The organism is Uliginosibacterium sediminicola, from assembly GCF_039631295.1.
Taxonomy (GTDB): Bacteria; Pseudomonadota; Gammaproteobacteria; order Burkholderiales; family Rhodocyclaceae; genus Viridibacterium; species Viridibacterium sediminicola.
Window position 1 is genome coordinate 1 of record NZ_JBDIVE010000003.1, and the last position, 15,980, is coordinate 15,980.

The 15,980-nt window shown below is 61.9% G+C and carries 13 protein-coding genes; 10 read left to right on the plus strand and 3 right to left on the minus strand.

Going from position 1 to position 15,980, the window contains the following annotated elements; all coding sequences use genetic code 11:
- Window positions 1–126: 126 nt before the first annotated feature.
- The 10 genes from ABDB84_RS07020 (at window position 127) to ABDB84_RS07065 (ending at window position 10,533) form a co-directional block, all read left to right on the plus strand.
- Entirely contained in the window at window positions 127–531 is a 405-nt protein-coding gene (locus tag ABDB84_RS07020) for a GtrA family protein (protein WP_345918996.1), read from the plus strand.
- Between the two features lie 17 nt (window positions 532–548).
- Window positions 549–1,472 carry a glycosyltransferase family 2 protein gene (locus ABDB84_RS07025; protein WP_345918997.1) on the plus strand — a complete coding sequence of 308 codons (924 nt, stop codon included), beginning with the start codon at window positions 549–551 and terminating at the stop codon, window positions 1,470–1,472.
- On the plus strand, window positions 1,472–2,782 hold the full coding sequence (locus ABDB84_RS07030; RefSeq protein WP_345918998.1) for a glycosyltransferase 87 family protein: 1,311 nt from the start codon (window positions 1,472–1,474) through the stop codon (window positions 2,780–2,782). Before ABDB84_RS07025 ends, ABDB84_RS07030 begins: the two co-directional genes overlap by 1 nt.
- Window positions 2,736–3,467, plus strand: a complete 732-nt coding sequence (locus tag ABDB84_RS07035; protein WP_345918999.1) for a Wzz/FepE/Etk N-terminal domain-containing protein — start codon at window positions 2,736–2,738, stop codon at window positions 3,465–3,467. Before ABDB84_RS07030 ends, ABDB84_RS07035 begins: the two co-directional genes overlap by 47 nt.
- A 66-nt stretch (window positions 3,468–3,533) precedes the next feature.
- The gene (locus ABDB84_RS07040) at window positions 3,534–4,826 is read left to right on the plus strand and encodes a polysaccharide biosynthesis protein (protein WP_345919000.1); all 1,293 of its coding nucleotides are present in this window, start codon (window positions 3,534–3,536) and stop codon (window positions 4,824–4,826) included.
- Window positions 4,826–5,860, plus strand: coding sequence for a glycosyltransferase family 2 protein (locus ABDB84_RS07045; RefSeq protein ID WP_345919001.1), 1,035 nt, complete (start codon window positions 4,826–4,828; stop codon window positions 5,858–5,860). Before ABDB84_RS07040 ends, ABDB84_RS07045 begins: the two co-directional genes overlap by 1 nt.
- Window positions 5,861–5,879: 19 nt before the next feature.
- Window positions 5,880–6,797, plus strand: a complete 918-nt coding sequence (locus tag ABDB84_RS07050) for a glycosyltransferase family 2 protein (RefSeq protein ID WP_345919002.1) — start codon at window positions 5,880–5,882, stop codon at window positions 6,795–6,797.
- Window positions 6,790–7,641 (plus strand): NAD-dependent epimerase/dehydratase family protein, encoded by an 852-nt coding sequence (locus ABDB84_RS07055; RefSeq protein ID WP_345919003.1) that lies wholly within the window; start codon window positions 6,790–6,792, stop codon window positions 7,639–7,641. The genes ABDB84_RS07050 and ABDB84_RS07055 overlap by 8 nt, the downstream gene beginning before the upstream one ends.
- Window positions 7,642–7,742: 101 nt before the next feature.
- On the plus strand, window positions 7,743–9,659 hold the full coding sequence (locus ABDB84_RS07060) for a polysaccharide biosynthesis protein (RefSeq protein WP_345919004.1): 1,917 nt from the start codon (window positions 7,743–7,745) through the stop codon (window positions 9,657–9,659).
- A 4-nt stretch (window positions 9,660–9,663) separates the two neighbouring features.
- Window positions 9,664–10,533 (plus strand): symmetrical bis(5'-nucleosyl)-tetraphosphatase, encoded by an 870-nt coding sequence (locus ABDB84_RS07065; protein WP_345919005.1) that lies wholly within the window; start codon window positions 9,664–9,666, stop codon window positions 10,531–10,533.
- Between the two features lie 6 nt (window positions 10,534–10,539).
- Here the strand turns inward: ABDB84_RS07065 and ABDB84_RS07070 are convergent, their stop codons facing one another.
- The 3 genes from ABDB84_RS07070 to ABDB84_RS07080 all read right to left on the minus strand — a co-directional run bounded on the left by ABDB84_RS07070 (window position 10,540) and on the right by ABDB84_RS07080 (window position 15,951).
- Window positions 10,540–11,322: a lysophospholipid acyltransferase family protein gene (locus tag ABDB84_RS07070; RefSeq protein WP_345919006.1), complete on the minus strand. Its 783-nt coding sequence runs from the start codon at window positions 11,320–11,322 to the stop codon at window positions 10,540–10,542.
- Between the two features lie 123 nt (window positions 11,323–11,445).
- The gene (locus ABDB84_RS07075; RefSeq protein WP_345919007.1) at window positions 11,446–12,198 is read right to left on the minus strand and encodes a GNAT family N-acetyltransferase; all 753 of its coding nucleotides are present in this window, start codon (window positions 12,196–12,198) and stop codon (window positions 11,446–11,448) included.
- A 99-nt stretch (window positions 12,199–12,297) separates the two neighbouring features.
- Window positions 12,298–15,951, minus strand: coding sequence for a tetratricopeptide repeat protein (locus ABDB84_RS07080; RefSeq protein ID WP_345919008.1), 3,654 nt, complete (start codon window positions 15,949–15,951; stop codon window positions 12,298–12,300).
- Window positions 15,952–15,980 lie beyond the last annotated feature (29 nt).

Below are 15,980 nucleotides of genomic sequence, written 5' to 3' on the forward strand. Positions count from 1 at the left end.
GTTGATCGCTACATTCCGTCGGTAGAGAAGGCCGAGCGTGAGCTTGGGCTGCGCCTGCGTTACGAACTGGATGATGCCATCCGCGCAACCCTCCACAGCTTGCGCGCTGCGCTAGGGTGACCGCTGATGATGGATGAACGCAAACTGCGTTACCTGCTTGCAGGCGCTTGGAATACCGTCTTTGGCTACGCTGTTGGTTTGGCGCTCTACAGCTTGTTCCATGAGCAGCTTCATGTTGTTGCGATTGGCGTCGTTGCCAATCTTTTGGCTATTACCATGTCATTCATGAGCTACAAGTTGTTTGTTTTTCGTACGCGTGGAAATTGGTTGTCTGAATACTTGCGTTGCTATCTGGTATACGGCGGCTCGGCCTTGCTGGGGGTATGCATGTTGTGGGTATTGGTCGACGGGCTGGGACTGCCTTTCTGGCTGGCGCAGGGGCTGATTATCGTACTCACCGTCACGGTGTCCTATTTTGGGCATGCGCGCTTTACTTTCCGACGCAATGCTGTTGGTAATCCGAAAGGTTGATTGTGCAAGAACGCAAATTGCTGAGCGTCATCTCGCCTTGTTATAACGAGGAGGCGAATGTCGAGGAGCTTTATCGGCGGGTAATGGCTGTGCTGGCACAGTACCCGCAATATGATTTTGAATATGTTTTCATCGATAATGCTTCGACAGATGGCACCGTAGCGCGCCTCAAGGCATTGGCTGCGCAGGATAGGCGCGTCAAGATCATCGTGAATACACGTAATTTTGGCCATATTCGCTCGCCTTACTGGGGCATCATGCAGACTTCCGGCGCGGCGACGATTTATCTGGCGTCCGATCTGCAAGATCCGCCAGAGCTGATTCCACGTTTCATTGATGAGTGGGAAAAAGGTTTCAAGCTGGTACTTGCGACCAAACCGGTGAGTCAATCGAACTTTGTCATGCATCGCTTGCGCCGTGCCTATTACAGCTTCCTTGATAGCATCTCCGATGTGCCTTTGGTGAAGGATACGACGGGTTTCGGGCTTTACGACAAGGTTGTCCTTGATGATATCCGTCAGGTAAATGACCCATATCCTTATCTGCGCGGATTGTTTTGTGAGCTTGGCTATCCGATTAAAACTGTTGAATTTAATCAGCCAAGACGTCTGCGTGGGATTTCGAAGAATAATTTCTACACGCTCTACGATATCGCCATGCTGGGCGTCATCAGCCACTCTTTGCTGCCGATCCGACTGGCGTCACTGGCAGGTTTTCTCCTTGGGATTGGCAGTTTTTTAATGGCGCTGTTGTTTTTCGTACTGAAACTGGTGTTTTGGGATCAATTTCCGCTGGGTGTTGCGCCGATTGTGATCGGAATGTTTTTCATGTTTGGCATCTTGCTGTTTTTTGTCGGCATCCTTGGGGAGTATGTCGGGTCGATTCATACCTATGTACAGAAGCGCCCAATTGTTGTTGAGCGTGAGAGGGTGAACTTCTGATGCACGACGTTGTGCGCAGGAAACTACCGCAGATATTGCTGCTGGCACAGCTGGTGTTTGCAGTGTTTTCCCTGTTTCATTTCCTGTCGTATGGGCGTTTGCCGGCACCGTTTTTCTACGATGTCACAGACTCCTTCATGGATTTCTTCAATACGAATTACTGGGCTTTCCAATCGGGAAGATTCGATCAATGGCGATCGATTTACCCGATTTTCAGTTTCGTGCTCAGCAAGTGGGTGACGTCAACCCAATGTATCGAAATGGTGGCGACTCCTCATGCCTTGCGTGCCTGTGATGCTTCGGCGATGTATTACCTGCTCGCCACATATCTCGCGGGATGCGCATTGTGTGCAGGTATGCTGGCGCGTGCGTTTGGGCGGACTACGTCGCATGGTTTTCTGGATGCCTGTCTCTGGTTCGGCGTACTGGCGCTCAGTCTCCCGGGCCTGTACGCGTTGGAACGTGGCAATTACATACTTGTGGCTTTTTTATGCCTCGTTCTGGCTCGGCGTTATCCGGATGACTGGCGTTTTGCGCTGTTCCTTGCGTTGGCTATTAACATCAAGCAATACCTGCTTGTGCTGTGCCTTGGGCCGCTTCTCAAGCAGCGCTTTGATCAATTGCTGCTGATAATTGTTTTTAGTTTGCTGATCAATGTGTGTGGGCTGCTTTTGGTTCCAGAAACACATTACAGCATGCTGATCGACAACATGACCACTTTCTCCACGACCGTACTGCCGAGCATGTTCGAGAAAATGTGGAACCCTTCTGCGGTGGCTGCTTTTGCGCGTGCGGTGGAGGGAACGGCTTACCTTTCGTCAGGCGAGAGCTGGAAAATAGACGGCGTGCGTGTTTTGCTTGGCGGCATGGTATGGGCGGGGCGCGGAGTGGCCGTGGCGATGTTTTTCGCATTGTGCCTACGAGCAAATGCCGTTTCGGCGAACTTCATCATGCTCGCGATGTTAGTGACGCTCTGTGCGATGTCGGATAGTCCGGGAGGTTACTCCACCGTATTGCTGTTCCCTTTTCTGCCTGCCCTGTTCGAGCGACCGATGGCGCGCGGTTACACCCTATTGCTGTTGGGTTTGTATATGCCCATGGAGCTTTCGATAGGCCCCTTTCGTCACTTTGATGCAATGGATTCGTTCCTTTCGGGTTCTGTATTGCCAGAGATTGTGCTCGGAGTATCTGCAGGGGCTTATGTACGCGCGCTCTCGCTTTATTCATTGATGTGTTTGATGTTTTGTGACCTGGTGAAAATAAATGGAAAAAGCTCCGCCGCTGGCGCCCCTTGTCCAGTCCTCAGCTGAGACTATGAGTCTACATATTTTTGTTTGCCAATTGCTGAAAGGTAAGTGGAAACTGTTGTTTTCCACGCTACTTGGCGCAGCGTTGGCGTTCGGTCTCAGCGTAGTTGTTACCCCTAAGTGGGAAGTGGAGGCGGTGATTCGTGTCGCGACTGTGCTTGGCGAGCCGGTTGAATCGGTGCAGGAATTTGTTGACCGGCTGCGTTCTCCTTATATGGTTAAGTCCGTCTTGCAAGCTCGTGGTTTGCCACCTACTTCGCAAAATGTGAAGAAGCTCATGGAGCAGACGAGGCTATCTGTAGTAGGGGCTGGCGTGCAGATTCGCGTGCGTGCTGACAGTGATACTGACGCCACTCGCCTGGCGCAGACTTATCTTGATCTAGCCGTGCAGCAACATGAGCAGCAAGTGCAAACCATGATCGAAGCGATCAAGAAGCATGCTTTGCTTGAACAGCTCGCGACACGCTATTCAGATGTGCATTACTTTTCCGACAAGAAGTCGAGTCTGCCTGATGTTGTGGACCTGCTGCGCAGTAGCGAGACGCGTTTCACCGTGCCGCCTAGCAGTTTTCCAAAGCCTGTATTCCCCAATCGGATCTTGTTTCTTGCGGCAGGTATTCTGGCTGGCCTAGCACTCGGTCTGATCTGGGTTTTCCATGGCAAAGCGCCAACAGAGTCTGGGCGTTGAGTAGGTGCATGCTTCGCTTCGTTTTCCTTATCGCGCGTCGATGAGGCAAGCAGGAATGGCTTGTCAGTGAAACCATCGGGAATTCTGCTCGTGCTTGCGCAACGTGGCTGGCAAGCGGCCTCGGGCGTGCTGACCATTGTTCTTATCGCACACTGCATGAGTCCGCAGTTGCAAGGTTGGTACTATAGTTTTCTGAGTGTCGCCGCGTTATATACCTTGGTCGATCTTGGGCTGTCTGTGGTCTTGGTTCAGCATGTAGCTCACCGCTTTGTGGGCCTCCATTGGGGAGCGCAAGGCGAACCAGTCGGTCCCGACGCGCAGCGTTTTATGCAATTGATGCGTTGGGCGTTGCGGCGCTACGTTTTCTTGGCTGTGCTGTTTGCGATGCTCTTGATTCCTGGCGGCGCACTTTTCTTCAGCCAGCGGGACGACGGTTTTTCGTGGTTAGCTGCCTGGTTGGCTCTGGCTTTGAGTACCTCGCTGAACATTGTCACGTTGCCCTGTCTGGCTATTATTGAAGGTAGTGGAGCGGTACGCGAAGCCTATGCGATTCGTTTTGCGCAAGGAGTGCTTGGTGCTGCGGCGTGCTGGGTCGTGATGCTGGCTGGCGGTCAGTTGTGGGCTGCCGTGATGCCGGCCGCGGCGGGCTTGTGCGTCGTGAGCATTGTAGTGTGGCGTCGCCGTCCCGCAATGTTGCGCATCGTGCTGAGTGGCGCGACGGATGCAGCAGCGTTAGCCGAGGAAATCTGGCCTTTGCAGTGGCGCGTCGGCCTCACCTGGTTGTCGGGTTATTTGCTGACGCAGATTTACACGCCGATCTTGTTTCACTTTCAGGGGGCTGTGGTGGCGGGCCAGATGGGCTTGTCGCTGACGATTGCAAACACCCTGGGATTGCTGGCGCAGTCATGGATTGCGCGTAGCGTGCCGGCAATGGGCAAAGCAGCGGCGCTGCGTGATTGGAAAACCCTGGACGCTATTTTCCGTCGTGATCTGCAAGCATCGATGTTGAGTTTTGGCGCCGGCGTGGTGGTGGTGTGCTGCTTATATGCGCTCTTGGCTGACTCGGTTTACTTGCTGCGCGTGTTGCCTTTTGGCGCGATGCTGGCCTTGTTGGGAGTAGTCTTTGCCAATCATCTGATTGGGGCGCTTGCTGCGCATTTACGTGTACATTTACGGGAGCCTCTGGTCTGGGTTTCAGTGGCTGCTGCTTTTCTGAGTGTGCCCGCAGCTGTGTGGGCGGCGGCCAATCAGAGTGCGGCTAGCGTGGTGGGTGCGATGCTCGCCGTACAGTGCTGCTTGGCTTTGCCGCTTTCGCTATGGCGATGGCATGGCTGCAAGAAGAGTTTGCGGAATCCTTGATGAGCCCTGAGTCTCCACTGCTGTCAATCACCATACCGAGCTGGAATCGTGCGCGCTTTCTGCAGCGTACTTTGCAGCAGCTGTGCGCCGAATTGCGTGACCGTGATGATGTTGAGGTGCTGGTGTCGGATAACTGCAGTCCCGACGATACTCCGGCGGTTGTTGCGGCGGCTCAAGCCGACGGTTTGCCCGTGCGTTATGTGCGTAACGCCAGTAATATTGGCTCGGACGCCAATATCGCACAATGTTTCAACATGGCTCGTGGCGACTACGTGTTGCTGCTTGGTGACGACGACTTGCCTGTCGATGGTGCGCTGGCCGCACTGTTAGCGCATCTGGAGACGCGTCGTTACGGTGTGGTGTGTTTGCGTGCGTATGGATTTGAGGCAGATTTTCGTAAAGAGTGTCCACAGACATCTGCGCGAGAGCATCGCTTCGAGCGGGGAGGTGCTTTCCTTGCGGCCATTGGGCAGCGCATGACGCTGATCTCTTCCTGTGTGGTGGGCAAGTGCTTCATTCCTCATCTCAACGCCAATCAGTTCTGTGGTGGTAATCTGGTGCAGGTACACCTCGTGTTACAGGCTGCGCTGGCTGCGGGGCACAACCTGTTTCTCGACCAATATCTGATCGCCTGTCAGCGCAATAATTCTGGCGGCTATAATTTCGCACAGGTCTTCGTGACGCGCTTTGGCGAAGCGCTGGATAATTACCGTTGCGCTGATTTTGGCGATGAAGATATTCGCACTATCGAGCGGCGTATGATGATTGGTTACTACCCTTTCTATTTGTTCCGGCAGCGTTTGGGGCGCGAAGGCGACCCGGAGGCCAGTCATGCGACTTTTGCCGCCCGCTTTCGCTCGCGTTGGCTTTTCCGCTTCTGGCTGGCTCCAATTTTGTTATTGCCGCGCCCTTTGGCTCTCGCTTGGGGGGGCTTTGCCACATTCACAGGTCGCTTGTTGATTGGTGATCTGCAGCGTGGAGTGGCTTTTGCGTGGCACCGGCTGATGCAGCGTCTTGCGCCTAGGTCAGCTTGAACCCGGTACTATTTTGTCAATGAACGCCAGTTTCCAAACGTACCTTCCCGTCTCCGTTGTGATCGTCAATTACAACGCTGGCGATCTCTTGCGTGCCTGTGTCATCGAGGCGCTGCGCCAGGCTGTCGAAGTCATCGTTGTCGACAACGCTTCGGCCGACAACAGCCTGGCGCTGCTGGAGCAGGCGTTGCCGGCTGAGCCGCGTTTGTCCATCGTGCGCACCGGTGCCAATCTTGGTTTTGCCAAGGGTTGCAATATCGGTCTGGCGCGCAGTACGCAGTCGCGGGTGCTGTTTCTCAATCCAGACTGCGTGCTCTCGCCGGGTTCGCTACAGCGCTTGCTGAGCGTGCTCGATGCCTCGCCGGAGGTGGGCATGGTTGGCGGCTTGCTGATGTATCCCGATGGGACCGAGCAGGGCGGTGGCCGCCGTGCGGTGCCGACGCCCTGGCGTTCCTTCGTGCGCGCCTTTGGTCTGGTGCGTTTTGCCAAGCGCTGGCCGCGGCTGTTCTTCGATTTCCACTTGCACGGCCAGCCGCTACCGGCCGGCCCGATCGAGGTCGAGGCGATTTCCGGCGCGCTGATGCTGGTGCGGCGCGAAGCGCTGGATGATGTTGGCGGCTGGGACGAAGACTATTTCCTGCATTGCGAGGATCTGGACTGGTGCATGCGCTTCAATCGCAAGGGCTGGAAGATCCTCTTCGTGCCCGATGCGCCGGTGGTCCATCAGCAGGGCGCCTGCAGCCGCAGCCGGCCGTATTTCGTCGAGTGGCACAAGCATCGCGGCATGGTGCGCTTCTATCGCAAGTTCTTCCGTGAACAGTATCCGGGCGTACTGATGTGGCTGGTCGAAGCGGGCGTGTGGCTGCGCTTTGCCGTGCTGGCGGGCGTGCATAGCGTACGCAAAGTGCTGGGCTGGCTGGGGCTGCGTCGTGGCTGAGCGGCGCGTCGGTGTGCTGGGCGCCAGCAGCCTGGTCGGCGAATGGCTGTTGCCGATGCTGGTCGAGGCTGGCTGGCAGGTTGAGGCCTTCTCGCGCGCGGCCGCGCGGGCGCCGCAGCCGGCCTTGCGCTGGCAGGGTTTGCCGATCCGCGCGCAGGCCCAGATCGCGCACTGGATCTGTGTGGCGCCGGTGTGGGTTTTGCCCGAGCACCTGGAGGCGATGCGTGCGGCGGGTGCCCGACGCATCGTGGCGCTGTCCTCGACCAGCCGTTTCACCAAGGGTGAATCCTCCGACGCTTACGAGCAGAGCGTGGTGCGTCGCCTCAGCGAGGGTGAGGAGACTTTGCAGCGCTGGGCGAGCGAGCATGGCATCGAATGGGTGATCCTGCGCCCGACGCTGATCTACGATCAGGCGCGCGACCAGAACATTGGCGCGATTGCCCGGCTGATCCGCCGTCTGCATTGCTTCCCGCTGTTCGGCGCGGCGGCCGGCTTGCGTCAGCCTATCCATGCGCAGGATGTCGCGGCGGCCAGCATGGCGGCGCTGACCGCAACACAGGCGCCGGGGCATGCCTACAACATTTCCGGCGGCGAGACCCTGAGCTATCGCGAGATGGTCTGCCGCGTGTTCGCCGCACTGGGCCGGCGGCCGCGCTTGCTGCGCATTCCGCTGCGTCTGTTTCGTGTGGCGATGGCCTGTGTGCGCGTCCTGCCAGCCTGTCGTCACTGGTCGAGCGGCATGGCCGAGCGCATGAATCGCGACCTCGTTTTCGACCACAGCGATGCGGCGCGCGATCTGGGTTTTGCGCCGCGTCCTTTCATCCTCGGAAAATTCCCCGACTGAGGGTATTCGGTCGTGGCGGCAAAGCCGCCCATGCAGGTTAGAATCGCGGGCGAAGTGCCGTTCAAGGCGCTGCCGCACTTGTTGCCACAGATGGAGCACAGATGAGCCGCGCGTCCTACGATTCACAGCGCAGTCGCCACGTCGCACGCAGTTTCCTGGTCTCGGGTTTCGACCTGCTTGCCGTCGTCCTCTGCTGGCTGGCGGCCTACCAGCTGCGCTTCAATTTCGCCGTGCCCGCTGATTTCGCCCATACCGGCTGGTTGTCGCTGGCCTGGGTGTTGCCTCTGCATGCCGTGATGTTCCGCGTGTTCGGGCTTTACAAGGGCATGTGGATCTTCGCCAGCTTGCCGGACCTGGTGCGCATCGTGCGCGCCATTGCCACGGCGGCCGTCTTGGCGGTGGCCATTGTCGCCATGCTGCATCCGATACCGCCGGTGCCGCGCTCGGTGCTGGTGTCCTTCCCGGTCTTCCTGCTGATGGCCATGGGCGGGGCACGGGCGGCCTACCGCGCCTGGCGTGAGTACCGCCTCTACGGCATGCTCGCTTCGAGCGGCAAGCCGGCCTTGCTGATCGGCGTCGGCGACGCGGCGGCGAATGTGCTGCGGCAGCTGCATCGCTCGTCTGAATGGCGCATCGTCGGCATCCTCGACGACAACCCCAACAAGCTCGGCCGCGAGCTGATGGGCCAGTGCGTGCTGGGCACGGTCGACGAGCTGGATGTCTGGGCGCCACGGCTCAAGGCTCAGCACGTCATCGTCGCCATGCCGACGGCCTCTAACGAAGCGCGCAAACGCATCTTTGCCTTGTGTCTGAAGGCCGGCGTGCACGCCATGATGGTGCCGACCCTCAGCGAGATGATGCGCGGCGGTCCGCGTGCCTCGGCGCAAGATCATGGTGCCTTTCGCGAGGTGCGCATGGAAGACCTGCTCGGTCGCGATCCGGTTGCCATCGACTGCCCGCATCTGGATGGCATGATTGCTGGCCGTACGGTGCTGGTGACGGGCGCTGGCGGCTCGATCGGTTCCGAGCTGTGTCGCCAGATTGCGCTGTTCCGCCCGGCTCAGCTGGTGGCTTACGAGGCCAATGAATTTGCGCTCTACCAGCTGGTCGAAGAGTTCTCGCGGCGCTTCCCCGAGGTTGCCCTGGTGCCGGTGGCCGGCGATGTGCGCGATGCGCTGTGGCTTGATGAGACTTTCGCCCGCTACACACCAGCCGTGGTGTTCCACGCTGCCGCCTACAAGCATGTGCCGCTGATGGAAGAAGACAACGCCTGGCAGGCGATCACCAACAATGTGCTGGGCACCTGGCGGGTTGCCAAGGCCGCTGCCGCGCATCGCGTGCCCAAGTTCGTGATGATCTCCACCGACAAGGCGGTCAATCCGACCAATGTGATGGGCGCCACCAAGCGCCTGGCCGAGATGATCTGCCAATGCGTGCAGACCGAGACGCAAGACACCGCCTTCTGCAGCGTGCGCTTTGGCAATGTGCTGGGCAGCACCGGCAGCGTGGTGCCGAAGTTCCGCGAGCAGATCGCCGCGGGCGGCCCGGTGACCGTCACCCATCCGGAGATCACGCGCTATTTCATGTCGATTCCCGAAGCCGCGCAGCTGGTGCTGCAGGCGGCGACGATGGGCAAGGGCGGCGAGATCTTCGTGCTCGACATGGGCGAACCGGTGAAGATCGCCAATCTCGCCCGCGACATGATCCGTCTGTCTGGCGCGAGCGATGTGCAGATCGAATTCACCGGTCTGCGGCCGGGCGAAAAGCTCTACGAGGAATTGCTGGCCGACGCCGAGCAGACCTTGCCGACGCACCACGCAAAGCTGCGCGTGGCGCAGGCGCGTTGTGCCGAGCCGGCCATCGTCGAAGAGGCGCTGGCTTGGGCACGCGGCACGCGGGTACCGCCGCCGGCCGAGATCAAGCGCGAACTGCGGCGCTGGATTCCCGAATACGTGCCCTATCAGCGCCCCAATCTGCAAGTGGTGGCAGGTGCACCGCGCGTCGCCGAGGGTAGCTGAGCGCATGGCGACCTACGTTGTCGGCGATCTGCAAGGTTGCCTCGATCCCCTCAAAGCGGTCCTTGAACGGGCGGCCTTTGATCCTGCTCAGGACCGCCTGTGGGTGGTCGGCGACCTCGTCAATCGCGGGCCGCAGTCGGCAGCCGTGCTGCGTTTTTTGCGCGGGCTGGGTGATGCGGTCACGGCCTTGCTGGGCAATCACGATCTTTACCTGCTCGCCGTGGCAGCGGGCGTGCCGCCCAAGACGCGCGAGAGCGACACCATCAACGATGTGCTGGGCGCGCCCGACGTGGCCGAGCTGATCGAATGGCTGCGCCAGCGCCCGCTGATGCATGTCGAGGGCAATTACGCGATGGTGCATGCCGGCCTGCTGCCGCAGTGGTCGGTGGCTACCGCGCGCAGCCTCGCCGCCGATGTCGAGGCGGAGCTGGCCGGCCCCGACTGGCGCGCCTTCCTGCAGCACCTGTTCGGCAACCAGCCGGCCAAGTGGGTGGATTCGCTCAGCGGCTGGGACCGCCACCGCATCGTCATCAACGCGATGACGCGCATGCGCTACCTGAGCGCCGATGGCGCCATCGACCTCAAACCCAAGGGCCCGCCCGAGCTGGCCGCGCCCGGCTTGCAGCCCTGGTATCTGGCGGCTGAGGCCGGCTGGCGCAGCCACACCATTCTGTTCGGTCACTGGTCGGCACTGGGTCTGCGTGACCTGGGCCAGGTCGTCGCGCTCGATTCGGGCTGCGTCTGGGGCGCTCAGCTCACCGCCATGCGTCTGGAAGATCGTCAGGTGTTCCAGGTGCCCTGCGTGGGCTGTGGTGTGGCCAAGGAGAAGGACAAGGCCAGTGCCAGCGCCGCCGGGGTGGCGGAAGCGGACTGAAGCGCTTCAGTCCTGCGTCTCCACAAGCTGCCCGTCAGGTTGGCCCAGCGCGCGGGCGATCTGCTGGCGTGATTGGAGGGCGTATTCACGACGCTCCAGACCGGCCGGCAGCAGCGCAGCCAGCTCCAGCGAGACCTCGATGCGCGGGCTGCGCACGATGGCCAGCAGGCAATCGACAAAGCTGATGTCGCCATCGTAAGCCGGTGCGCGGCTGGGCTGCCCCTGCGGATCCAGATAACGCAAGCTGAGCGCTGCGACTGGCGTTTCGCCATGCCGGGCGGCTTCAAACAGTGCGGCACTGAAAGGCAGCAGCTTGCTGCCATCGGTCGTCGTGCCTTCCGGGAAGAAAGTCACCCGCGCCTGCTCGGTCTGCAGCTTGGCCTGCAGCGCTTGCAGGGTCTGCGCTGCCGCGCTGCGGCGGGTGCGATCAATGAAGATGGTGCCGGTGGCATCGACCAGCCAGCCGATCAGCGGCCAGTGGCGCACATCGTCCTTGCTGACGAACCAGGTTTGCACCAGGGCATTGATGACGAAGATGTCGAGCCAGGAGATATGGTTGCAGACCACCACGCAACGCTGTGGCAGCGGCAGCGCGTCCTGTTGGAGGCGCACGCCGAGCATGCGGATCATCGCTGCCGACCACGCCTGTTTGTGATGCTCGCGCCGGCTTGCACTGAGAAGCGGAAAGATCAGGCGCACGCGCAGCACGCCGAGCACGAGATGCACGAACAGACGCAGCAGGCGCCAGGCGGCACGGATTTCGACGGCACAGCGGGACAGGGCAGACAAGACGGATCGGACGGGCACAGGGTACGGGTCGGGACGACCGAAGGATGGGCGCGTCGGCGAGTATAGCGGCATCAGTGATCCGTGGCTGCGCGCAGGTGTAGCGCGCAGCCAGGCAAGGTGAGATTAGCGGTCGAGGAAGTGGCGGGCGTAGCGGCGATCAAGCTGCGACATCGGCATCAGCAGCAGCAGGTCGGCGGTGTTGAAGTCAGGATCCCAGGCCGGTGCGCCGCAGATCTTGGTGCCGGCGCGGATGTACCCCTTGAGCAGGGCCGGCAGCTCGGCCGGTGCTTCGGTGGCCAGATGCTCGACCGGCAGCGGATTGCGCGGGAAGACGTGGTATTCCAGGTCGGCCATGTGCTTTTCGCGCAAGGCGTTGTAGATGTTGGCGGCATTGTGGCCACCGTCGCCCATGGTGATGCTGGCGCAGCCCATCAGGTACTCGTAGTTGTGCTCCGACATGAAGCGCGCCAGACCACTCCACAGCAGGGTGATGACGGCGCCGCTGCGGTAATCGGCATCGATGCAGGAGCGACCGATCTCGACCAGATTGTTGCGCAGGTGCTGGAAGCGCGTCAGGTCGAATTCGGATTCCGAGTAGTAGCAACCGACGCGGCGCGCCGCTTCCGGGGTGAGGATGCGATAAGTGCCAACGATCTTGCCGGCATCTTCATCGCGCACCACGAGGTGTTTGCAGAACGGGTCGAAATGATCATGGTCTACGCCCGGTGTGCGCGTCGGCAGACGGGCGCCCATTTCTTCGGCGAAGACGCGATAGCGCAGCATTTGCGCTTCGATGATGTCAGATTCAGTATTGGCCAGCCCAACGCTGAGGCTATGTTGCCTGCGTTGCAGGACTTGCGAGTCGGCACGTAGCATGCACATTCTCCTTGAAGGAGTGGCCACTGTATGGCGGCTCGGTTTCACTCGCGTGACACCGAGATTGCAGCGCGATGACGACTTGGTGTTGCGGGATGCTCAGGCGTTTGGCATGTCGGCCGCGCGTTGCGCCTGCAGCCAGTGCAGCAGCGCTTCTTCGACCTCGCCCAGCGGGCCGCGCCAGTCACCCAGGCTGCGCTGGCGGAACTGGCGCAGGCTCGGGTACCAGACGCAATCGGCGCCCGTCAGCCCCCAGCGCCAGTCCGGCGCATAGCGGTTGAGCAGCCACACCGGGCGGCCCATGCCGGCGGCCAGATGGGCGATGGCGGTGTCGACGCTGATCAGCAGATCGAGCTCGGCGAGAATCGCGGCCGTGTCGGCAAAGTCGCCCTTGCTGCGCAGCGGATCGATGACGTGGATATCATCCGGCCGCTGTTCCGGGCAGAGTGCCACCCAGCTGATGCCGGGCAGGCTGAACAGCGCCCGCAGCGCGCTCTGCGGCAGGCTGCGCAAGGCGTCATAGCGCAAGCCGCTGCTGCCTTGCCAGCACACGCCGATGCGTGGTCGCGGCGCCTGGCACACGCTCTCCGGCGCTTGCAGACCGGCCGGCACACGCAGCGGCGGCTGTGGCGGCAGATTCTGCGGCGTGCTGGCCAATAGTCCTGGCAGGCTCAGCAGAGGCACCTGGTAGTCCTGGCTGTCACGCGGCAGTGTGGCGTCCAGCGGCAGCAGCGTGATCGCCGCCGGCAGGCTGGCGCGCAGCAGACGCAGCAGTTCGGGCTGGCAGGCAAAACTCAGCTGCGCGAAGCGCGCCTGCAGCGGCGGCAGGTAGCGCAGGAAATTGAGCGTATCGCCAAAACCTTGCTCGGCGTGCACCAGCAGGCGTTTGTCCTGCGTGTCGGCTTCGCCGCGCCACTGCGGCCAGGGCAGTTGCGGCGCTGTGACGCGCTGGCCAGCCTGGGTAGTGGCCTGCCAGCGGGCTTCGAAGTCGGGCCAGGCGGGCAGCCAGTCGCCCTGCGCCAGCTTGATCAGGGCCAGACCCAAACGTGCCTGGGCCGAGTTCGGGGCTTCGCTGAGGCGCCGCGCAAAGGCGGCCTGGGCCGCCTCGTAACGGCCGATCGCCAGGTAGGCGGTGGCCAGGCTCGGGTGGCTGGCATCGATGGCGCTGGCGCGCTCGATCAGCTGCAGCGCTTCCTCGTATTGCCCCTGGTTGAGCAGGATGCGCCCCAGATTGGCCAGCGCTTCAAGATGCTGCGGTGACTGTTGCAGGCATTGCCGCAGCGCTTGTTCTGCCTCGGCTTCGCGGCCGCCCGCGCGCAGGGCCAGCGCCAGCCGGTTGAGCAGGGCGGCATCGTTCGGGCGCAGCGCACAGGCTTGCTGCAGGTAGGGGATGCTGCCGGCATCGTCCTGACGCAGGGCGGCGATCAGACTCAGCGCGGCGAGGTGTTGCGGCTGTTGTTGCAGCAGCTGCTGGAGTTCGCCCAGTGCCGCGTGCGCGTCGCTGGCGGCCAGCAATTCGGCCAGCATGTAGCGTGCGGCGGCGTCCGTGGGGAGCTGCTGCAGGCATTCGCGCAGCACGCCGATGGCCTCTTCGCGCTGCCCTTGCTGCAGGTGCAGGCGGGCAAGGTTGAGCCAGATCTCGGCATTGCCTTGCGCGCTGCGGGCAGCGCGCTGCATGTACTGCGCCGCCAGTGCGGGCTGAGCCTCAAGCGCATGGACGATGCCGCGCATGTGCAGGGCGTCGCTCTGTTCGGGGGAGCGCTTGAGCATGCCGTCGGCGTGCGCAGCGAGGCATTCGAGCAGGGCGCCGCGCAGCTCGCGCAAGGGCACGCTCCAGTCGCTGCGCGCGCGCTGGCGGAACTGGCGCAAGTTGGGATACCACACTGAATCCGTGTGGCCGAGGCCCCAACGCCAGTCCGGCGAAAAACGGTTGAGCAGGAATACCGGTCGCCCGAGGGCGGCGGAGAGATGTGCGACGGCGGTATCGACGCTGATCACCAGATCGAGCTGTTCGATGATCGCCGCGCTGTCGGCAAAGTCCTTGCAGCTGGCCAGCACATCCGGCAGCTTGGGATGCACCGGGCCGGCGCCGCGGGTGAGGCCGTGCCACACGATGCCGGGCAGCTTGAACAGCTCGCTAAAGAGCTCGGGCGGCATGCTGCGCAAGTTGTCGTCTTGCAGCTTGGGGTTGCCGGCGAAGCAGAGGCCGACTTGCAGCGGCCGCAGATGCTGCGGATGGCTCGCTGGCGGCGGCAGGCGCCGCGCCTGCGGCACCAGCAGATAGGGCACCTGACGCGGCAGGTTCTGCGCCGTGCTGGCGAAGGCGCGCGGCAGGCTCAGCAGCGGGCATTGCCAGTCGAAGTGACGGCTGCGCAGCAGCTGGCCCAGCTGATCGCTGGGCTGCAGCTCGATGCGTGCCGGAAAGCTGGCGCGGCACAGCTCCAGTAGCTCGGGCTGGACGATGGCGACGATCTGGTTGAAGCGCTGCAATAGCAGGGGCAGATAGCGCACGAATTGCAGGCTGTCACCGAGGCCCTGCTCGTGATAGATCAGGATGCTTTCCTGCGTGCTGCTGCCCGGCTCGCCATTCCATTGCGCTTGTGGCAGGGGCGGCTTTTCCTTGGGTCCGCCGGTGGTCTCGCGGCTGCCTTCCCAGCGTGCCTCGTAGTCTTCCCAGGCTGCTTGCAGATCGCCGCGCAGCAGGCGGGTGACGGCCATGCCGAAGCGCGCGGTGGCCGAGGCCGGGTCGAGGCGCAGGCTTTCGCGGTAGTTCTCTTCGGCTTCGTCGAGCTTGCAGGCGTCGAGCTGGGCGACAGCCAGGTTGGCGCGCACTTCCGACATCAGCGGATCGAGCGCGATGGCGCGCCGGTAGCACTTTTCCGCTTCGTCCAGGCGGCCCGTGCGCTGATAGAGGATGCCCAGATTGTTGTAGGTGCGCGCCGCCTCCGGGGCCAGGCGCAGCGATTCGGCCAAGGCCGCGTGGGCTTCCTCGATCTGCCCGCTCGAACGCAGGGCATTGCCCAGATTGCACCAGGCCAGCGCGAAGTCCGGGCGCAGCTGCACGGCGTGGCGGTAGCGTGCGATGGCCGCCGGCGCGTCGTACAGATTATTGAGGAAGGAGTTGCCCAGATTGTTGTGGGCTTCGGCAAAGTCCGGGCGGGCGCGCACGGCGGCTTCGTAGAGCGCATGCTGACGCTGCTTGTCCGCCGGGCCGGTGAGCAGGGTGCCCAGGTTATTGCTGGCCACCGCATCATCGGGGCGCAGCTTGAGGGCGCGCTCGTAGTACTGCACGGCACGTGCGGGCTGCGGGCCACGCAAGGTGTCGCCGAGCATGATCAGCGCGTCGATGTTCTGCGCATCGCGCTCCAGCAAGGCGAGCAGCACCTGCTCGGCCTCGTCGTGGCGCTGCAGCAGGCGCAGTGCGCGCACCAGGGAATAATGGATTTCCAGCTGCTGCGGTGCCAGCGCGGTGGCGGTGCGCAGCGCTTCGACCGCGCCGCTGGCATCGCCCGCACGGCGCCGTGTCTTGCCCAGATTGAACCAGGCATCGGCATAGTCGGCGTTGGCGGCAACGGCCTCTTCAAAAGCTTGCAGGGCGCCTGCTGTGTCGCCCTGCTGGATCAGCAGCACGCCCAGGTTATTGCGTGCGCCGGCGTAGTCCGCGTCGTCGCAAGCAATCTCGCGATACGCGCGTGCAGCGGCATCACGCTCGCCGCGCTGATGCAGTTCGACCGCCGCCAGCAGGGCACTCACTGCAGGCGCTCCGCATCAAGTCTGCACAG

Coding starts and splice junctions, on each gene's coding strand:
- ABDB84_RS07075 (WP_345919007.1), bottom strand. CDS start 12,198: ATGCTACGTGCCGACTCGCAAGTCCTGCAACGCAGGCAACATAGCCTC.
- ABDB84_RS07020 (WP_345918996.1), top strand. CDS start 127: ATGATGGATGAACGCAAACTGCGTTACCTGCTTGCAGGCGCTTGGAAT.
- ABDB84_RS07045 (WP_345919001.1), top strand. CDS start 4,826: ATGAGCCCTGAGTCTCCACTGCTGTCAATCACCATACCGAGCTGGAAT.
- ABDB84_RS07065 (WP_345919005.1), top strand. CDS start 9,664: ATGGCGACCTACGTTGTCGGCGATCTGCAAGGTTGCCTCGATCCCCTC.
- ABDB84_RS07060 (WP_345919004.1), top strand. CDS start 7,743: ATGAGCCGCGCGTCCTACGATTCACAGCGCAGTCGCCACGTCGCACGC.
- ABDB84_RS07035 (WP_345918999.1), top strand. CDS start 2,736: ATGGAAAAAGCTCCGCCGCTGGCGCCCCTTGTCCAGTCCTCAGCTGAG.
- ABDB84_RS07030 (WP_345918998.1), top strand. CDS start 1,472: ATGCACGACGTTGTGCGCAGGAAACTACCGCAGATATTGCTGCTGGCA.
- ABDB84_RS07050 (WP_345919002.1), top strand. CDS start 5,880: ATGAACGCCAGTTTCCAAACGTACCTTCCCGTCTCCGTTGTGATCGTC.